Raw genomic sequence first — 15,821 nt, forward strand, 5'->3', positions numbered from 1 at the left:
TGACCCACCCATCTCTTTGGAGTGAGCGACACGTGACCGTTATGCAGGAATCACCGGCGGCCTCGGCCGTCGACGACGAGGCGGAGATCCTCAATCTCTACCGGGCCCACCTCAGCAAGGGCCGGGCCACGCTCGCCGAGTTGTTCGGCAGTCATATGGAGGTGGCGTCCGAGGGCGCCTGGCTCACCACGAGCGACGGTGAGCGCTTCCTGAACGCCGGCGGCTACGGCGTGTTCATCATGGGCGCCCGGCACCCGATCGTCATGGAGGAGGTGGAGCGCCAGCTGCGCACCCACCCCACCGCGACCCGCATCCTGCTGGAGCCGACGGTGGCCCGCGCCGCCGAGGCCCTGGTCTCCGTGCTGCCGTCCGGCCTGGACCGGGTGCACTTCGCGCTGTCCGGCGCGGAGGCCGTGGAGACCGGGCTCAAACTGGCGCGCGCGGGCGGACGCAAGCGGACGATCTCGATGCGCGGCGGCTATCACGGCAAGACGATGGGTGCCCTGTCGGCGACCGCCAAGGACGTCTACCAGGCGCCGTTCCGCCCGCTCGTCCCCGACTTCCAGCACCTGCCGTACGGCGACGCCGACGCACTGGAGGCCGAACTCCGCGCCCACCCGGGCGAGGTGTGCGTGATCCTCGAACCGGTGCAGGGCGAGGGCGGGGTCATCGTCCCGCCGAAGGGCTACCTCAAGCGGGTCGAGGAACTGGTCCGTGAGTACGACGGGTTCCTGATCCTCGACGAGGTGCAGTCCGGGTTCGGGCGGCTCGGCGAGTGGTGGGGCGCCGACATCGAGGGCGTCGTCCCGGATGTGCTGCTCACCGGCAAGGCGCTCGGCGGCGGCGTGCTGCCGGTGTCGGCGGCCGTCGCCACCCGCAAGGCGTTCCGCCCCTTCGACAAGGACCCCTACGTCCACACCGCCACCTTCTCCGGGCAGCCGGTGCTGATGGCCGCGGTGCAGGGCGCGATCCGGGCCGTCAAGGAGGAGCGCCTGGTCACCCGGGCCATGGACCTCGGCGCCCGGCTGCTGCCGCGGATCGCGGAGGTCGCCCGGCGCAACATCCCCGAGCTGGTCGTGGACGTGCGCGGCCGGGGCCTGCTCATCGGTGTGGAGCTGGTCGAGGCGGGCCTCGCCGGCGAGCTGCTGATCGAGCTGTTCAACCACGGTGTGGTCGCCAACCACTCCATGAACGGCAGCTCGGTGGTGCGGTTCACGCCGCCCGCCGTGCTGGACGACACCGACGTGGACTTCCTCGTCGACTCCTTCGACCTGGCCACCCGCGACCTGATCAAGGGCGCGGCCAAGATGCCGGAAGGCGGTAACTGATCGTGCGGCACGTCGAACTCGATGCCCTGATACCCGCGGAGCAGGCCGAAACGGTCCTGCACGCCGTACGGCGCTGGGAGAAGTACCCGGACCTCGCGCCCCACGTCAACGCGACCACCGTGCACGCCTCCTACCCCGACCCGAAGGCCTCCTCCAGCTGGGAGCTGCACTTCCGCAGCGGCCTGCTGCGCTGGACCGAGGACGACACGGTGCTGCCGGACAGCGGCGAGATCCGCTTCGAGCAGTCCGACGGCGACTTCGACTCCTTCCGCGGGACCTGGTCGATCCAGCAGTCCGGTGGCGATGTCACCGTCCGCTTCGACGCCGACTTCGACTTCGGCATCCCGAGCCTGGAGGGCATCCTCGACCCGATCGCCGAGCGGGTCATCAAGGAGACCGTCGCCTGGGCGCTGACCGGCCTGTACCCGGCCGTGCGCATCCAGGGCGGCATCGAACTCACCCAGCCCGCCGCGGTCGGCGCCTAGGACCCGCGCGAGGAGCTGACCATGGACCAGGCGAACCCCTTCGAGACCCCGCGCACCTACTCGCTGCACCGCGCCGAGTACCTGGTGGGCCTCGCCGTCACCACCGGCCTGATCGTCTACCACTTCGGCGACATCCGCTGGCTGCCGGCGCTCGGACTGTTCCTCTACATCGACCTGATCGGCTACATCCCCGGCGCCGTCGCGTTCCGCAGGAGCGGCGGCCGGCCGATCCCCAAGGCGTACTACGTCCTCTACAACGTCATGCACAGCCTGATCACGCAGGGCGCGGTCGCCGCGCTGTGGTGCTGGCTGGTGAAGCCGGAGTGGGCGCTGCTGGTGCTGCCCTTCCATCTGTTCGGCGACCGCGGCCTGTTCGGCAACTTCATGAAGTCCTTCGCGCTGCCCTTCGAACCGGTCCGCCAGGAGGGCTACTTGAGGCTGCTGGACGACCTGGGCCTGCCCCACCCCAAGCCGGTCGGGCACGCCATGGACCCGGTGCCGGTCGGACATCTGTCCTCACCTGCCGTACGGGAGACGGAGGCCGTGCGATGACCACCGCCACGGATGTACGGCGCCCGGTCCGGCAGGACCCGGCCGAGCGCCGGCGCGCCCTGTACCACCTGGCCTCCCCGGTGTCGGTGCTCACCACCGGCCCCGAGGACCGGATGCACGGGACGACCGCCAGCACGGTCACCCTGGTCTCCCGCTCACCCCTGCTCGTCGGGGTCGTGCTGCGGGCGGGCTCGTCCTTCGCCCGGCTCGCGGCCGCCGAGGGCCGGTTCGCGATCAACGTCCTCGGCGCCGAACAGGCCGATGTGGCACGGCGGTTCGCGGACAGCGCCCGGCCGGACGGCGACGCCGCGTTCGCGGGCCTGGCCTGGACGGCGGACCGGTACGCGCACGCCCCGCTGATCGCGGGCGCGCTCGCCCACTACGTGTGCCGCTTCCACTCCGCGCACGCGGCGGGCGACAGCGAGCTGCTGCTCGGCCACGTCGTCCGCGCCACGGCGGACGACGGGCTGCCGCTGTTCAGTTACACCGGCGGGCTGTACGCCGGCTCCCTGCGCCCGGCGAAGGAGGCCGCCGCATCATGACCGACCCCGTTATGACAACAGCCCCCGAGGCCGACTGGGACAAGGCGCCCGGCCTGCTGGACGGCGCGAAGGAACTCACCCTCGGCCCCGAGGAGTGCGACCTCGCCTACTGGATCACCTCCGTCGCCCAGGGCACCCTGCGCGACCGCGGGGTGAGCGGGCACCACGACAACGCGCTCACCCCGGACTTCCTGAAGGCGCCGGGTCCGCTGCGCCAGGCGCTGGTGCTGGAGTTCGGCTTCCGGGCGCTGGCGGAGGAGCTGGCCACCCGGCTGCTCGGCCACTATGTCTCGATCGCGCCCGGCATCCCGCAGATGGAGTTCTACGCCACCCAGTTGCTCGACGAGGCCCGGCACGCCCGGGTGTTCCGGGAGCACCTGGTGGAGCTGGGCGTGCCGCGGAAGACGCTGCTCAGGGACATCGAGCAGATGGCCCGGGACTACCGCAAGCGGGTCCTGGACCCGGTGGTGGACTTCACCCTGGACATCGTCCGCGACCGGGCCGACTTCCCCGGCGGGGTCGCCGTGTTCGCCATCATCATCGAGGGCGTGCTCGCCCCGGCCGCCGAGCTGAGCGAGCGCAAGTGGACCCCGCTGTCCCCGGCGACCGGCGAGATCTCGCGCGGCACCGCGATCGACGAGATCCGGCACCTCACCGTGGCCAGCACCATCCTGCGCGACCATGTGATAGAGCACCCGGAGTACAAGCCGCGGCTGCTGGAGATCCTGCGTGCGGGCGTGAAGCTGTGGGACGAGATCCCGGACCGGGAGTTCGTCCTGCACCGCGAGGAACTGTTCCAGCAGGGCATGCACGAACACGCGGACCGGATCGGGGACTACGAGATCTGGCCGGGTGTGCGGCTGCTCGACACCACCGCCGAGCAGCGCTACGACATGGCGGAGCGGTGGACCGACGAGATGGCCGAGGTCCGCATGGCCTACATGGGCCTGCCCGTCGAGGTCCTCGCCTCGGAGGCCGGCGCATGAGCGCCGGGCGGGTCGCGGTGCTCGCCGGCATCGGGTCGTACGTCCCGCCCAACCGGGTGACCAACGACGACCTGGCGGCCCGGCTGGACACCTCCGACGCCTGGATCCGCTCACGCACCGGCATCGCCGAGCGGTTCGTGGTCTCGCCGGGCACCTCCACCGGTGATCTGGCGGTGGAGGCGGGCCTCAGGGCGCTGAAGTCCGCCGGGGACGAGCGGGTCGGGGCGGTGGTGCTCGCCACCACCACCCCGGACCAGCCCTGTCCCGCGACCGCGCCGCAGGTGGCCGCGCGGCTGGGGCTCGGACCGGTGCCGGCCTTCGACGTGGCGGCCGTGTGCTCGGGGTTCCTGTACGGCCTCGCGTCCGCCGCCGGGCTGATCGCGGCCGGGATCGCGGACAGCGTGCTGCTGATCGCCGCCGACGCCTTCACCACGATCGTCGACCCGGCCGACCGCACCACCGCGGTGATCTTCGCGGACGGCGCGGGCGCGGTGGTGCTGCGGGCCGGCCGGGCCGACGAGCCCGGGGCGATCGGCCCGCTGGTGCTCGGCAGCGACGGCGAGCTGAGCCATCTGATCGAGGTGCCGGCCGGCGGCTCCCGGCAGCGGTCCTCGAACCGGCCGGCCGCCCCGGAGGACCACTACTTCCGCATGCTCGGGCGGGACACCTACCGGCACGCGGTGGAGCACATGACCGCCGCGTCCACCGAGGCCGCCGAGCTGGCCGGCTGGCGCCTCGGCGACATCGACAGGTTCGCGGCGCACCAGGCCAACGCCCGGATCCTGGACGCCGTCTCGGACCGGCTCGGCATCCCCGCCGAGCGGCAGCTGAGCAACATCGCGCGCGTCGGCAACACCGGCGCCGCCTCGATCCCGCTGCTGCTGGCCGAGGCCACCGCCGAGGGGCGGCTCGCCGCGGGCCACCGGGTGCTGCTCACCGCGTTCGGCGGGGGGCTGTCCTGGGGCGCGACCACTGTCAACTGGCCCCAGTTGCAGACCATTTGAACTCCCTCGAAAGGAACCGACATGCTGGAGCAGCTGAAGGAAATCCTGTCCAACAAGCTCAAGGTGTCGCCCGAGGCCATCACTTTGGAGGCCACCCGGGAGGACATCGAGCTGGACTCGCTGGCCGTGGTGGAGCTGTCGCTGCTGCTGAAGTCCGAGCTGGACCTGGACATCAGTGACGACGACCTCCTGGAGGCCGAGACCGTGGCCGACATGGTCCGGCTCATGGAGGAGCGGAGCGCGACGGTCTGATGGCCGGCATGGACATCGCCGTCACCGGGCTCGGCCTCGTGACCCCGGGCGGGATCGGGGTCGGGCCGAGCTGGGCTGCGGTCTGCGACGGCAGGCCGGCCGCCGCCCTGGATCCGGTACTGGCGGACAATCCCGTACAGATCTCCTGCCGGGTGCCCGGCTTCGATCCCGAGACCCTGCTGAGTGCGCGGCGCGCCCACCGGCTGGACCGGTTCGTGCAGTTCGCGCTGGTCGCCGCGCACGAGGCGGTGGCCGACGCGGGCCTGGACCCGCAGACCTGGGACGGCGCGCGGGTGGGTGTGGTGCTGGGCTGCGCCGACGGCGGTCCGGGCACGGTCGAGGACCAGCACCATGTGCTGCGCGAGCAGGGCGCCGACCGGGTGTCGCCGCTGCTGCTGCCCATGCAGCTGCCGAACATGCTGGCCGGTCAGACGGCCATCGAGTTCGGGGCGACCGGACCGAACCTGGTGGTGGCCACCGCGTGCGCCTCCGGCGCGACCGCCATCGGCACGGCCCGGGACCTGCTCGCCCTCGGCCGCTGCGACATCGTCCTCGCGGGCGGCAGCGAGGCCATGGTCACCCCGCTGGTCATGGCCGGGTTCGCCCAGATGGGCGCGCTGTCGAAACGGCACGACGATCCGGCGTCCGCGTCCCGGCCGTTCGACGCCGACCGGGACGGATTCGTCGCGGGCGAGGGCGCCGGCATCCTGGTGATGGAGCGGGTCGCGGACGCACGGGCGCGGGGCGCCCATGTCCACGGCCGGATCATCGGCTACGGCGCGACGGCCGACGCGCACCACATGACGTCGCCGCATCCGGACGGCGTCGGCATCGAGGCGGCGGTGCGGGCGGCGCTCGCGGACGCGGGTGCCGACCCGGACGACGTGCAGCACGTGAACGCCCACGGCACGTCGACACCGCTCAACGACCTGTCCGAGGCCCGCATGATCCAGCGCACCCTGCGCGGGGATCCGCTGGTCACGTCCACGAAGGGAGTCACCGGGCATCTGCTGGGTGCGGCGGGGGCGGTCGAGGCCGCGTTCGCCGTGCTCAGTGTGGAGCACGAACTGATTCCGCCCATTGCGGGCCTGGTCATGCCGGATCCCCGGATCGAGATCAAGCTGGCCCAGACCCTGACCGAGATGCCCATCGATCTGGCGTTGAGCAATTCGCTGGGATTCGGCGGGCAGAACACGGCGCTGGCGATCGCACCCGCCTGACGCCGTCCGCAGCAGCCGCCCGCCGAGAAAGCTCCGCGGGCGGCTGTTTCCCTTTCACGTCCCCCTGCTCTGGAGTCCCCATGTCCACCAGTGGATCCCCGTCCCCACCCGGTCGGCTCGGTACCGGGCACATCCTCTTCCTGATCGTCGCCGCTGCCGCCCCGCTGTCCGCGATGGTCGGCACCGTGCCGCTCGCGTTCGCCTTCGGTGACGGGGCGGGCGTACCGGCGGCGTTCCTGTTCGCCGGAGTCACGCTGCTCTGCTTCTCGGTCGGATACGCGGTCAGTGCCCGCCGTACCGGAGGCTCGGGCGGCTTCTACGCCTCCGTCGCCGACGGGCTCGGGCGGCCGCCTGCCGTGGCCGCCGGCTATGTCGCCCTGCTCTCCTACAACTGCGCGACCATCGGGCTGGCGGGCGCGCTCGGCTACTTCACCCAACTGGTGCTGGCCGCCCACGGGCTGACGGTCTCCTGGGAGTGGTGTGCGGCCGTCGGGCTGGTGCTGACCGCCGTGCTCGGGTACCGGGAGATCGCGCTCAGCGCCCGGGTGCTCGCCCTGCTGATGCTGGGTGAGATCGGTGTGCTGGCCGCCCTCGACGTGGCGATCCTCGCCCGGCACGGGGTGCACGCGCTGCCCGCCGTCTCGTTCTCACCCCACACGGCCGCCGGTCCCGGTGCCGGGGTCTCGCTGATGTTCGCGTTCGTGTCCTTCATCGGCTTCGAGTCGGCCGCCCTGTACGGCAAGGAGGCCCGGGACCCGCGGCGCAGCGTGCCGCGCGCCACCTACGCGGCGGTCGTCCTGATCGCCGGTTTCTACGCGCTGACCAGCTGGCTGGCGGTCGGTGCGATCGGCAGCGGCCGGGTGCGGGAGGTCGCGGGCAAGGAGATGGGCGATCTGTTCTTCGTGCTCGGCGACGACTTCCTCGGCAAGGCGGGCAGCACCGGGCTCCAAGTGATGCTGTGCACCAGCCTGTTCGCGGCGACGCTGGCGCTGCACAGCGCCGCCAACCGGTATGCGCAGGTCCTCGCCGAGGACGGGCTGCTGCCGAGCGCTCTGGCCGCCGAGCATCCGCGGCACCGGTCGCCGCACCGGGCGAGCCTCGCGCAGAGTGCGCTGACCGCGGTGGTCGTGGGCGGCTTCGCCGTCGCCGGGCTCGACCCGTACGCCGATCTCACCACCAGCATGCTCGGCCTCGGCACCCTCGGCATCGTCGCCCTGCAGGCGCTGGCCGCGCTGTCCGTGCTCGGGCTGCGGCTGCGCGGGGGCGGCGGGCACTGGTGGCGGGAGATCCTCGCCCCGCTGCTCGGCTTCGCCGGGCTCGCCGCCTCCGTGTGGCTGGTCGTCGGCAACTTCGACATGCTCACCGGTTCCCCGTCGAAGGTGATCGCCGCCCTGCCCTGGCTGCTGCCGCTGGTCGCGCTCGGCGGGCTGGCGTACGCCGCCCGGCTGCGCGCCGCGCACCCGCTGCGCTACCGCCGGCTCGGCACCCGGCACCTCCCCGCGCCCGCACCGCAGCCGTCCCCCGCCCTGACAGGAGACCGTCATGCATGATCCGCACGAGCTGATCGAGGCGGGCCCCGACGCCGTACGGCGTCTGGCCCGCCGCCGCCACGCACTCGACCTGGACGCCCTCGGTGCCGCGCTGCACGCCCGCTCGGCCGCCCAGGCCGAGGTCACCCGGCTGCGCACCGAGCTGAACCGTACGGCCAAGGCCCGCCGTTCCGGCCCGCCCACCGAGGCGGAGAAGGAGGCCGCGCGGGCGCTGCGGGCCGAGGTGCAGCAGGCGGAGAGCGCCGCCCGGAAGGCGGCCGGCGAGCTGTGCGAGCTGATGCTCTCCGTCCCGAATCTGCCGCTGGACTCGGTTCCGGACGGCGACTCGGAGAAGGAGGCCCTGGAGATACGGCGCGGCGGCCCGGCCCCGCGCCCGGCGGAGGGCGCCCGCCACCACGCCGAGATCGGCGAGGCGCTCGGCATCCTCGACTCCCCCGCCGCGGCCCGGCTGTCCGGCGCCCGGTTCAGCGTGGCCCGGGGTGCCGGGGCCCGGCTGGAGCGGGCCCTCGGCGACTTCCTCCTCGACCTGCACACCCGTGAGCACGGCTACACCGAGCAGTCCGTGCCGTTCCTGGTCAGCCGGGACACCATGACCGGCACCGGGCAGCTCCCCAAGTTCGAGGAGGACCTGTTCCGCACCCAGGTGGGCGAGCGGGAGCTGTTCCTGATCCCGACGGCCGAGGTGCCGCTGACCAACCTGGTGGCCGGCGAGCTGCTGGACGCACGGACCCTGCCGTACGCCTTCACCGCCCGCACCCCCTGCTTCCGCGCGGAGGCGGGGGCGTACGGCCGGGACACCCGCGGTGTGCTCAGGCTGCACCAGTTCGAGAAGGTGGAGCTGGTGCGGATCTGCGCGCCGGAGCAGGCGCAGGAGCAGCTGGAGCTGATGGTCGGGCATGCCGAGGAGTGCCTGCGCCGGCTCGAACTGTCCTTCCGTACCGTGCTGCTGCCGGCGGGCGACATGGGCTTCTCGGCGCGGATGACGTACGACATCGAGGTCTGGCTGCCCGGCGGCGGCTCCTACCGGGAGATCTCCTCGGTCTCCGACTGCGGCACCTTCCAGGCCCGCCGCGCGGACATCCGGGTGAAGCGGGCCGACGGCCGCAAGACACCGGCGGCCACGCTGAACGGCTCGGCCCTGCCGGTCGGCCGCACCGTGGCCGCGCTGCTGGAGCAGGGCGTCCGGGGCGACGGCTCCGTGGTGCTGCCGGAGGCGCTGGTGCCGTACACCGGGTTCCGGCGGATCCTGCCGGGGGGCGCGACCGAGTGAGGGCACGGCGAAAGGGGCGGGAGTGCGACTCCCGCCCCTTTCGCGTGCGCGCGCTCACGCGCCGGTCATGTGCACCCCGCCGTCCACGTGGACGATCTCGCCCGTGGTGCGCGGGAAGAAGTCCGACAGCAGGGCGACGACCCCGCGGGCGGCCGGGCCGGGGTCGGTGAGGTCCCAGCCGGCCGGTGCGCGGTCGGTGCTCCACACGTCGGCGAGGTCGGCGAAGCCGGGGATGGACTTGGCGGCCATCGAGCGCAGGGGACCGGCCGCGACGAGGTTGCAGCGGATGCCGTGGGCGCCGAGGTCGCGGGCCAGATAGCGGCTGGTGGACTCCAGGGCGGCCTTGGCGACGCCCATCCAGTCGTAGTGCGGCCAGGCCACGCTCGCGTCGAAGGTGAGGCCGACGACCGAGCCGCCGCGCCGCTTGAGCAGCGGCAGACAGGCCGTGGTGAGGGACTTCAGGGAGTACGCCGAGACCTGCACGGCCGTCGAGACGTCGGCCCAGGTGCCGTCGAGGAAGGAGAAGGCGCCCTGGGGGCCGTAGGCGATGGAGTGGACCACGCCGTCGAGGGCGTCGGTGTGGGTGCCGATGCGCTCGGCGAGGGTGTCCAGGTGGTCCTGGTCGGTGACGTCCAGCTCGATGACCGGGGCGGGCCCCGGGAGTTTGCTCGCGAACCGTTCGATCAGGGAGAGCCGGCCGAAGCCGGTGAGCAGCACCTCGGCGCCCTCCTCCTGGGCGATCCGGGCCACATGGAAGGCGATGGAGGCGTCCGTGACCACTCCCGTGACCAGGATCCGCTTGCCGGCGAGGATGCCGCTCATACCGCCGGCACCCCCTTCGTCACCGCGCTGACCAGCGCCGAGTCATGGTCCTGGGGGCCGAGGGCGGTGCCGCCGCCGGGGGAGCCGAGGCCTGCGAAGAAGTCCGCGTTGGAGGCCGCGTGGTCGCCGCCCCACTCCTCGGGCAGGTCGTCCTCGAAGTAGATCGCGTCGACCGGGCAGACCGGTTCACAGGCCCCGCAGTCGACGCATTCCTCCGGATGGATGTACAGGGCGCGGCGGCCTTCGTAGATGCAGTCGACGGGGCATTCGTCGATGCAGGAGCGGTCCTTGATGTCGACGCAGGGCAGTCCGATGACGTAGGCCATGGTCAATTCCTTCGGTTGGCAGGTGGGTTCAGTCGAGCGGGGTGCCGGTGGTGCGCTCGCCCAGGGTCAGCACGGTGAGCGCGAGCACGGCCATGGCGGCGGCGATGACGGCGAACAGGGCACCGGCACCGTGCGCGTCCAGGACCGGCAGCAGGACGAACGGCAGGGCGGCGGCGCTGAGTTTGGACAGCGAGTAGGCGGCGCCGGAGGCGGTGGCCCGGATCGCGGTGGGGTACTGCTCGGAGAGGTACACGTGGGAGACGCTGGAGAAGAGGTTGCTGCTGAGGGTGTAGGCGAAGCCGCAGGTCACGATGGCGGCGGCGGAGCCCGCCCAGGCGAAGCCGAGTCCCGCCGCGACCATCGCGGCCGCCGAGAGGGCGATCAGGGTGCGCCGCTCGATCCGGTCCACGACCGGCAGGGCGAGCGCGGAGCCCACCGGGTAGCCGAGGAAGGACAGGGCGGTGAAGCCGAGGCCGGCGACGATGCCGTAGCCCTTGGCGGCGACGATCTGCGGGGCGAGGGTGCCGAAGCCGTAGTAGCCGACGACCGAGAGCACGCAGAACAGCCAGAGGACGAGGGTGCGGCGGAGCAGGCCGGGCCGGAGGATGTCCCGCAGGCGGGCGCGCTCCACGGGAGCCGCGGGCCGCGGCGCCGGCTCCGTCAGCGGCAGGCCGCGGCCGGCCGCCTCGGCCTCCAGCCGGGCGACCAGCCGCTCCGCCTCCGCGGTGCGGCCGGTCGCCGCCAGCCAGCGCGGGGACTCGATCAGTCCCCGGCGCAGGAACCACACGATGGCCGAGCCGAGCGCCCCGAGCACGAACAGCCACCGCCAGCCGGCCACGCCGAGCGGGGTCAGCGGCACCAGCCAGAGCGCGGCGAAGCCGACCGCGGGCACCCCGCAGAAGGCGAGGGTGTAGGCCCAGGCGATGAACCGGCCACGGCGGCTCGCGGGCAGCACATCGGCCAGGTAGCAGTCGGACAGGGCCTGTTCGGCGCCGATGCCGACACCGGCGAGAAAGCGGGTCACGATCAGCCAGGCGGCGTTCGGCGAGAGGGCGCCGAGCAGGGAACAGACCGAGTAGACGGCCAGATTGACCAGGAAGGCCCGGCGCCGGCCGAACCGGTCGGCGATCCGGCCGAGCGTCAGGGAGCCGGTGAACTGGCCGAGGAACGCGGCGGCCAGGACGAGCTTGAGCGAGGTCGCGCCGAAGCCGAAGTCGCTCTGCAGCACCTTGCCGATGGTGCCGGACAGGTTGTTCTCGAAGGTGTCGAAGAACAGGCCGACACCGATGACCGCGGTGAGTCTGCGGTGCAGCGGGGTGATCGGCATCCGGTCCAGGCGGGCGCCGATCGGGGCGGGAGCGGTGAGACCGCCCGCCGCCGCGGTGGTCTGGGACATGGAGCTGGCTCCTTACGGATTCCCGCGCCGCCCCTGGCCAGTGAACCGCCCGGGCCACCGGCGGACCCGGGCGTGTGCGGCCCGGGGGCCGGGGTGTGGAGTGTGAGGTGTGGGGTGTGGGGTGTGGCGACAAGTCGCCTTGTGGATATGGGGAGTGGGGGTCAGACCGATTCCAGGGCCCGGCGCCGCAGCTCCTCCTCCACGTCGCCGCGGCGGACGGGGGCGCTGACCTCGTGCAGATAGGAGGCGACCTCGCGGTAGGAGGCCCAGAACCCGACCTCGTGGTACGGCACTCCGCGTTCGGCGCAGTAGGCCCGGGTCAGTTCGCGGGCGCGTGGCAGGCTCTTCTGCGGCATGGCCGGAAACAGGTGGTGTTCCACCTGGTAGTTGAGGCCGCCGTAGAGGAAGTCGGTCAGCAGGCTGGGCCGGATGTTGCGGGAGGTGAGGACCTGGCGCTCCAGCCAGTCCAGGGTCTCCTCCTCGCCGTCGCGTATCTGCATGCCCTTGTGGTTCGGGGCGAAGATCATGCCGAAGTAGACGCCGAGGGAGGCGTGCTGGACGACGATGAACGCGACCGCGAGCGCCGGGGACAGGACGGTGAAGACGCAGGTGAGGTAGACGGCGGCGCGCAGCAGGATCAGGGACGTCTCCAGCACGGGCCGCTTGGTCTTGCCCTGGGCGATCGACAGGACCGCCGTCTTCAGCATCTTGAAGCCTTCGAGCACCAGCAGCACGAAGAACAGCACGCTCTGGTAGCGCACGACGAGCTTCTGGGTGCCCTTGCGGGTCGGGTACTGCTTGATGTCGAAGATGGCGGTGCGCCGGCCGATGTCCGGGTCCATGTCCAGGTGGTTGGGGTTGGAGTGGTGCCGGTTGTGGTGGTTGACCCACCAGCCGTAGCTGACCCCGTTGACCAGGTTGGCGTGCACATAGCCGACCGCGGAGGCGGCCTTCTTGCTGCGGAACATCGCCTTGTGGCCGGCGTCGTGCCACATGAACGCCGACTGGCCGCCGCACAGGCCCATCCACAGGGCCGTGACGAGCTGCCACCAGGTGTCGCCCAGCTCGAAGAAGGCGGCGAACCCGAGCAGCAGCAGGGTGGTGTTGAGGGCGAGCTTGCCCACGTAGTAGCGCGGGTCCAGATCGAGCAGGCCCTCGGCCTTGACGCGTTTGAGCAGTTCGGCGAAGGTCGCCGAGGCGCCGGGGCGCGGGACGGCCTCGGAGGCCGGGGCCCCGGCCGTCCGGATGTCCCCGGCCGTCTGTGTGTGCGGACGCTGCATGCGTTGCTCTCCTTGGGAGAAGTGCCCGGATGGGGCGGCGGCGCCGCTGCCGGGCGGAGCTGCGGGCGCCGCGAGTCGACTTCAGGTCCCGCGTGCGGTCACCGTCGCGGGACAGCGGGACAGGTCCTGTCCGGGTCCGCCCGGCGGCCCCGGGCGACGGGAGCGCAGTGCGGTGCTCCCGGGCCCGGACCGCCGGGCGAACGTACGTCCAGCGTTCCGTGCGGCACTGATGTGGCACTGATGCCGGTCTGATCCAGCCAGGTGCCGCGTTCAGGCGGCCGCCTCGGCGCGCATCCGCTCGTCCAGGGTCCGGACGACGGAGTCGGCGGCCTCGGCGACCGTCTCGTCGTCGGGGGCCCCGATGACGGCCATCAGCTGCTCGACCATGGCGTGCTGGAGTTCCTCGGTGGACTGGCTCATGTCGTCGGCTCCTTGTGGTGAGGGCGGGTCAGAAGGCGTTGCAGGCACGGAAGATGTGGGCGAACCCGGGCAGGGAGGCCTGCGGTCCGTCGAAGGCCACGTACTCGGGGATGAGCAGGTCGGGCGCCCATTTCTGCTTGTACGACAGCTGGGTCTGCGCCGGGTACAGCGCCGCGCCCTCGGCCCACAGGGCGTGCATCAGCCACTGGAACGCGGGGCTGTGGCCGTCGAGTTCGTGGCTCGCGTCCAGTCCGGTGAACGGCGTGAAGCCGAAGTGCAGCCAGTCGACTCCCTCGGCCCGGAACACCTCGATGGCGTGCGCGTTGATGGCCTCCATCAGCCCCGGGGAGCCCTCGGGGACACGGCGGCTGAGGTCGTGCATCCAGCCGGCGCGGGCGCCGTGGACCGGCGAGTACGAGATGTAGGCGACCGGGGTGCCGTCGATGGTGCCGACGAAGAGCCGGCGGTGGGCCTGGGCCGCGCCGCCGATCTGGCCGACGAGGAACTCCAGTTGCTGGGCGCCGCCCTTGGAGCCCAGCCAGGCCGAGTCGATGGCGGCGATGGCCTCGCCCACGTCGGCCGCGTCCACCTCCTGGATCAGCAGGCCGTTGCGCAGGGCGCGGGAGATCTTGTTGCGCAGCTGCATGAACCGGGTGCCGCGCAGCGTGAACTCGGCGAGGCTCACGGCCCAGGAGGCGCCGACCTGGTTGACCGTGAAGCCGCGCTCGGCATAGCGCTCGGCGTCGGCGCGCTGGAGCTGGACGCCGACGACACGCAGACCCTCGTCGTGGGCGTGGCGCCGGAACGCGTCGAGGAGGGTGTCGTAGTCCGCCGCGGCGGCGAAGGGCCCGCCGAACTGCACGGCCCAGCGGCCGGTACGGCGGTGGACGACGACACCGTCGGCGCCCGGGACGGTGAAGACACTGTTTCCGCTGTTGAGCGCCAGGAAGGAACTCGGGTTCTCGCTGTCGGTGTGCCTGCGTATCGCATCGAGAATCCGGTTGTCCGTTCCGGTTTCGGTGGTGATCGCGGTCATTCCGGTACCCCTTTCGGGAGCGTTTTCCGTCGAGGGGAGTACAACACCGGGAGGTTGCCCGGGAAAAGGGCCGTCGGGAATTCATTACCTGCGTCAGACGCGTGTCAGCATTCCGTCAGCAGGCACTGTCAATGTGGTCCCTGTGAACGGCACGGTGAACCGGAGCCGGGCCACGATTTCCGTGTGCGGGTGAACGCGAATTCAGTGTTTCGGCCGCACGGAAACAGACTCACCCTCAGCCGGTGCTCCGCCGACAACGGCGTAGCACCGGTTTCCCAGGAACCGCCGGCCGCCCCCCGTCCCGGCGGAGCGAACGCCCCGGCGGGCCGCTGGAGAAGGATTCGAGGCCCGCCGGGGCGTGGCGTGTTCGGGTATCCCGTCTTCCACCGCAGCACCACCCCGGAAACACCGTCGAGGAATTGTCATCAAGGGGGAAAGCCATGCTGAGGTTCTCCGTTCTCGGCCCGCTGCAGATACGCACTGACACGGGCCCGGCGGACGTGCCCGGTGATCTGCAGCGCATCCTGGTGCAGACGCTGCTGATCAGCGAGGGCCGACCGGTATCCGGGGAGAGCCTGGCCGAGGAGATGTGGGGCGAGGCCGTACCCGACAACCAGGCCAACGCCCTGCAGGCGCACATCAGCCGGCTGCGCCGCAGACTCCGGGTGCTGGAGCCGGACCGGCCGGTGTCGCGGGTGACGATGCATCCGGCCGGCTACCGGCTCGGGCTCGGCGAAGGCGAGCTGGACGCGGCCGAGTTCACCCGTGCGGTGCGGCTGGCCGAGGCCGCCGGGCCGGACGACGCCGGGCACACCGCCCGGCTGCTCGGGGACGCGCTGGCGCTGTGGCGCGGGCCGGTCTTCGGCGGTTTTCCCGGCGGGACCCTGTGCGAGCTGGCGGGCGCCCGCTACGAGGAGTACCGGATGCGGGCGATGGAGCTGCGCTTCGACGCCGAGCTGCGGCTCGGCCGGCACGCCGCCGTGCTCGCCGAGCTGGCCGAGGCGCACACCAACCATCCGTTACGGGAGCGGTTCTGCGAGCAGCTGATGATCGCCCTGTACGGCGCGGGACGGCAGGCCGACGCCCTCGACGTCTTCCGCCGGATGCGGCGCCGGCTCGACGACGAACTCGGCATCGCCCCCTCCCCCGCCCTGCGCCGGGTCGAGAGCGCGATCCTCTCCCACGACCCCGCCCTCACCGGCGACCGCCTGTTGCAACCCGCCTGACCCGGGCGGGCGTTGACGCACACAAGCGACCCGTCAGCACACGGTCAGCCCGGGTTGGCACGATCGGTCAGGTACCGGTCCGCCCCATCGAGAACCGACGTCACGTCACCTCACGTAGAGGCAGGG

General features: G+C 72.1%; 17 protein-coding genes. 11 read left to right on the forward strand and 6 right to left on the reverse strand.

Going from position 1 to position 15,821, the window contains the following annotated elements; translation table 11 throughout:
- The first annotated feature begins 32 nt into the window (after positions 1-32).
- From AB0L75_RS03140 to serS, 10 genes are all read left to right on the forward strand, one after another.
- Positions 33-1,328, forward strand: coding sequence for an aspartate aminotransferase family protein (locus AB0L75_RS03140; RefSeq protein ID WP_365174531.1), 1,296 nt, complete (start codon positions 33-35; stop codon positions 1,326-1,328).
- Positions 1,329-1,330: 2 nt separating this feature from the next.
- Complete coding sequence (locus AB0L75_RS03145; protein ID WP_365174534.1) at positions 1,331-1,813, forward strand: SRPBCC family protein; 483 nt, start codon at positions 1,331-1,333, stop codon at positions 1,811-1,813.
- 21 nt (positions 1,814-1,834) lie between these two features.
- Complete coding sequence (locus AB0L75_RS03150) at positions 1,835-2,365, forward strand: hypothetical protein (protein ID WP_365174537.1); 531 nt, start codon at positions 1,835-1,837, stop codon at positions 2,363-2,365.
- On the forward strand, positions 2,362-2,907 hold the full coding sequence (locus AB0L75_RS03155; protein WP_365174540.1) for a flavin reductase family protein: 546 nt from the start codon (positions 2,362-2,364) through the stop codon (positions 2,905-2,907). Before AB0L75_RS03150 ends, AB0L75_RS03155 begins: the two co-directional genes overlap by 4 nt.
- Positions 2,904-3,893: a VlmB-like protein gene (locus AB0L75_RS03160; RefSeq protein ID WP_365174543.1), complete on the forward strand. Its 990-nt coding sequence runs from the start codon at positions 2,904-2,906 to the stop codon at positions 3,891-3,893. The genes AB0L75_RS03155 and AB0L75_RS03160 overlap by 4 nt, the downstream gene beginning before the upstream one ends.
- The gene (locus tag AB0L75_RS03165; RefSeq protein WP_365174546.1) at positions 3,890-4,897 is read left to right on the forward strand and encodes a beta-ketoacyl-ACP synthase III; all 1,008 of its coding nucleotides are present in this window, start codon (positions 3,890-3,892) and stop codon (positions 4,895-4,897) included. Before AB0L75_RS03160 ends, AB0L75_RS03165 begins: the two co-directional genes overlap by 4 nt.
- Before the next feature lie 21 nt (positions 4,898-4,918).
- Entirely contained in the window at positions 4,919-5,149 is a 231-nt protein-coding gene (locus AB0L75_RS03170) for a phosphopantetheine-binding protein (RefSeq protein ID WP_365174549.1), read from the forward strand.
- Positions 5,149-6,369, forward strand: a complete 1,221-nt coding sequence (locus AB0L75_RS03175) for a beta-ketoacyl-[acyl-carrier-protein] synthase family protein (RefSeq protein ID WP_365174552.1) — start codon at positions 5,149-5,151, stop codon at positions 6,367-6,369. The genes AB0L75_RS03170 and AB0L75_RS03175 overlap by 1 nt, the downstream gene beginning before the upstream one ends.
- Before the next feature lie 80 nt (positions 6,370-6,449).
- Positions 6,450-7,919: an APC family permease gene (locus AB0L75_RS03180; RefSeq protein ID WP_365174555.1), complete on the forward strand. Its 1,470-nt coding sequence runs from the start codon at positions 6,450-6,452 to the stop codon at positions 7,917-7,919.
- Positions 7,912-9,189, forward strand: coding sequence for a serine--tRNA ligase (gene serS / locus AB0L75_RS03185; RefSeq protein ID WP_365174558.1), 1,278 nt, complete (start codon positions 7,912-7,914; stop codon positions 9,187-9,189). The genes AB0L75_RS03180 and serS overlap by 8 nt, the downstream gene beginning before the upstream one ends.
- Before the next feature lie 54 nt (positions 9,190-9,243).
- On the opposite strand, the gene fabI is transcribed toward serS, so the two are convergent.
- The 6 genes from fabI to AB0L75_RS03215 all read right to left on the reverse strand — a co-directional run bounded on the left by fabI (position 9,244) and on the right by AB0L75_RS03215 (position 14,469).
- On the reverse strand, positions 9,244-10,011 hold the full coding sequence (gene fabI / locus AB0L75_RS03190; RefSeq protein ID WP_365174561.1) for an enoyl-ACP reductase FabI: 768 nt from the start codon (positions 10,009-10,011) through the stop codon (positions 9,244-9,246).
- Positions 10,008-10,337 (reverse strand): ferredoxin, encoded by a 330-nt coding sequence (gene fdxA / locus AB0L75_RS03195; RefSeq protein ID WP_365174564.1) that lies wholly within the window; start codon positions 10,335-10,337, stop codon positions 10,008-10,010. Before fdxA ends, fabI begins: the two co-directional genes overlap by 4 nt.
- Before the next feature lie 28 nt (positions 10,338-10,365).
- Entirely contained in the window at positions 10,366-11,733 is a 1,368-nt protein-coding gene (locus AB0L75_RS03200) for an MFS transporter (RefSeq protein WP_365174567.1), read from the reverse strand.
- 161 nt (positions 11,734-11,894) lie between these two features.
- Positions 11,895-13,013: an acyl-CoA desaturase gene (locus AB0L75_RS03205; protein WP_365174570.1), complete on the reverse strand. Its 1,119-nt coding sequence runs from the start codon at positions 13,011-13,013 to the stop codon at positions 11,895-11,897.
- Between the two features lie 270 nt (positions 13,014-13,283).
- On the reverse strand, positions 13,284-13,433 hold the full coding sequence (locus tag AB0L75_RS03210) for a hypothetical protein (RefSeq protein ID WP_365174573.1): 150 nt from the start codon (positions 13,431-13,433) through the stop codon (positions 13,284-13,286).
- A 28-nt stretch (positions 13,434-13,461) separates the two neighbouring features.
- On the reverse strand, positions 13,462-14,469 hold the full coding sequence (locus AB0L75_RS03215) for a DUF2156 domain-containing protein (protein ID WP_365174576.1): 1,008 nt from the start codon (positions 14,467-14,469) through the stop codon (positions 13,462-13,464).
- Between the two features lie 440 nt (positions 14,470-14,909).
- On the opposite strand from AB0L75_RS03215, the gene AB0L75_RS03220 reads away from it, so the two are divergent.
- Positions 14,910-15,695: an AfsR/SARP family transcriptional regulator gene (locus AB0L75_RS03220; protein ID WP_365174579.1), complete on the forward strand. Its 786-nt coding sequence runs from the start codon at positions 14,910-14,912 to the stop codon at positions 15,693-15,695.
- The last annotated feature ends 126 nt before the right edge of the window (positions 15,696-15,821 follow it).

It is taken from the genome of Streptomyces sp. NPDC052101 (assembly GCF_040680235.1).
Taxonomy (GTDB): Bacteria; Actinomycetota; Actinomycetes; order Streptomycetales; family Streptomycetaceae; genus Streptomyces.

Coding starts and splice junctions, on each gene's coding strand:
- AB0L75_RS03150 (WP_365174537.1), top strand. CDS start 1,835: ATGGACCAGGCGAACCCCTTCGAGACCCCGCGCACCTACTCGCTGCAC.
- AB0L75_RS03155 (WP_365174540.1), top strand. CDS start 2,362: ATGACCACCGCCACGGATGTACGGCGCCCGGTCCGGCAGGACCCGGCC.
- AB0L75_RS03160 (WP_365174543.1), top strand. CDS start 2,904: ATGACCGACCCCGTTATGACAACAGCCCCCGAGGCCGACTGGGACAAG.
- AB0L75_RS03165 (WP_365174546.1), top strand. CDS start 3,890: ATGAGCGCCGGGCGGGTCGCGGTGCTCGCCGGCATCGGGTCGTACGTC.
- AB0L75_RS03170 (WP_365174549.1), top strand. CDS start 4,919: ATGCTGGAGCAGCTGAAGGAAATCCTGTCCAACAAGCTCAAGGTGTCG.
- AB0L75_RS03175 (WP_365174552.1), top strand. CDS start 5,149: ATGGCCGGCATGGACATCGCCGTCACCGGGCTCGGCCTCGTGACCCCG.
- AB0L75_RS03180 (WP_365174555.1), top strand. CDS start 6,450: ATGTCCACCAGTGGATCCCCGTCCCCACCCGGTCGGCTCGGTACCGGG.
- serS (WP_365174558.1), top strand. CDS start 7,912: ATGCATGATCCGCACGAGCTGATCGAGGCGGGCCCCGACGCCGTACGG.
- fabI (WP_365174561.1), bottom strand. CDS start 10,011: ATGAGCGGCATCCTCGCCGGCAAGCGGATCCTGGTCACGGGAGTGGTC.
- fdxA (WP_365174564.1), bottom strand. CDS start 10,337: ATGGCCTACGTCATCGGACTGCCCTGCGTCGACATCAAGGACCGCTCC.
- AB0L75_RS03200 (WP_365174567.1), bottom strand. CDS start 11,733: ATGTCCCAGACCACCGCGGCGGCGGGCGGTCTCACCGCTCCCGCCCCG.
- AB0L75_RS03205 (WP_365174570.1), bottom strand. CDS start 13,013: ATGCAGCGTCCGCACACACAGACGGCCGGGGACATCCGGACGGCCGGG.
- AB0L75_RS03210 (WP_365174573.1), bottom strand. CDS start 13,433: ATGAGCCAGTCCACCGAGGAACTCCAGCACGCCATGGTCGAGCAGCTG.
- AB0L75_RS03215 (WP_365174576.1), bottom strand. CDS start 14,469: ATGACCGCGATCACCACCGAAACCGGAACGGACAACCGGATTCTCGAT.
- AB0L75_RS03220 (WP_365174579.1), top strand. CDS start 14,910: ATGCTGAGGTTCTCCGTTCTCGGCCCGCTGCAGATACGCACTGACACG.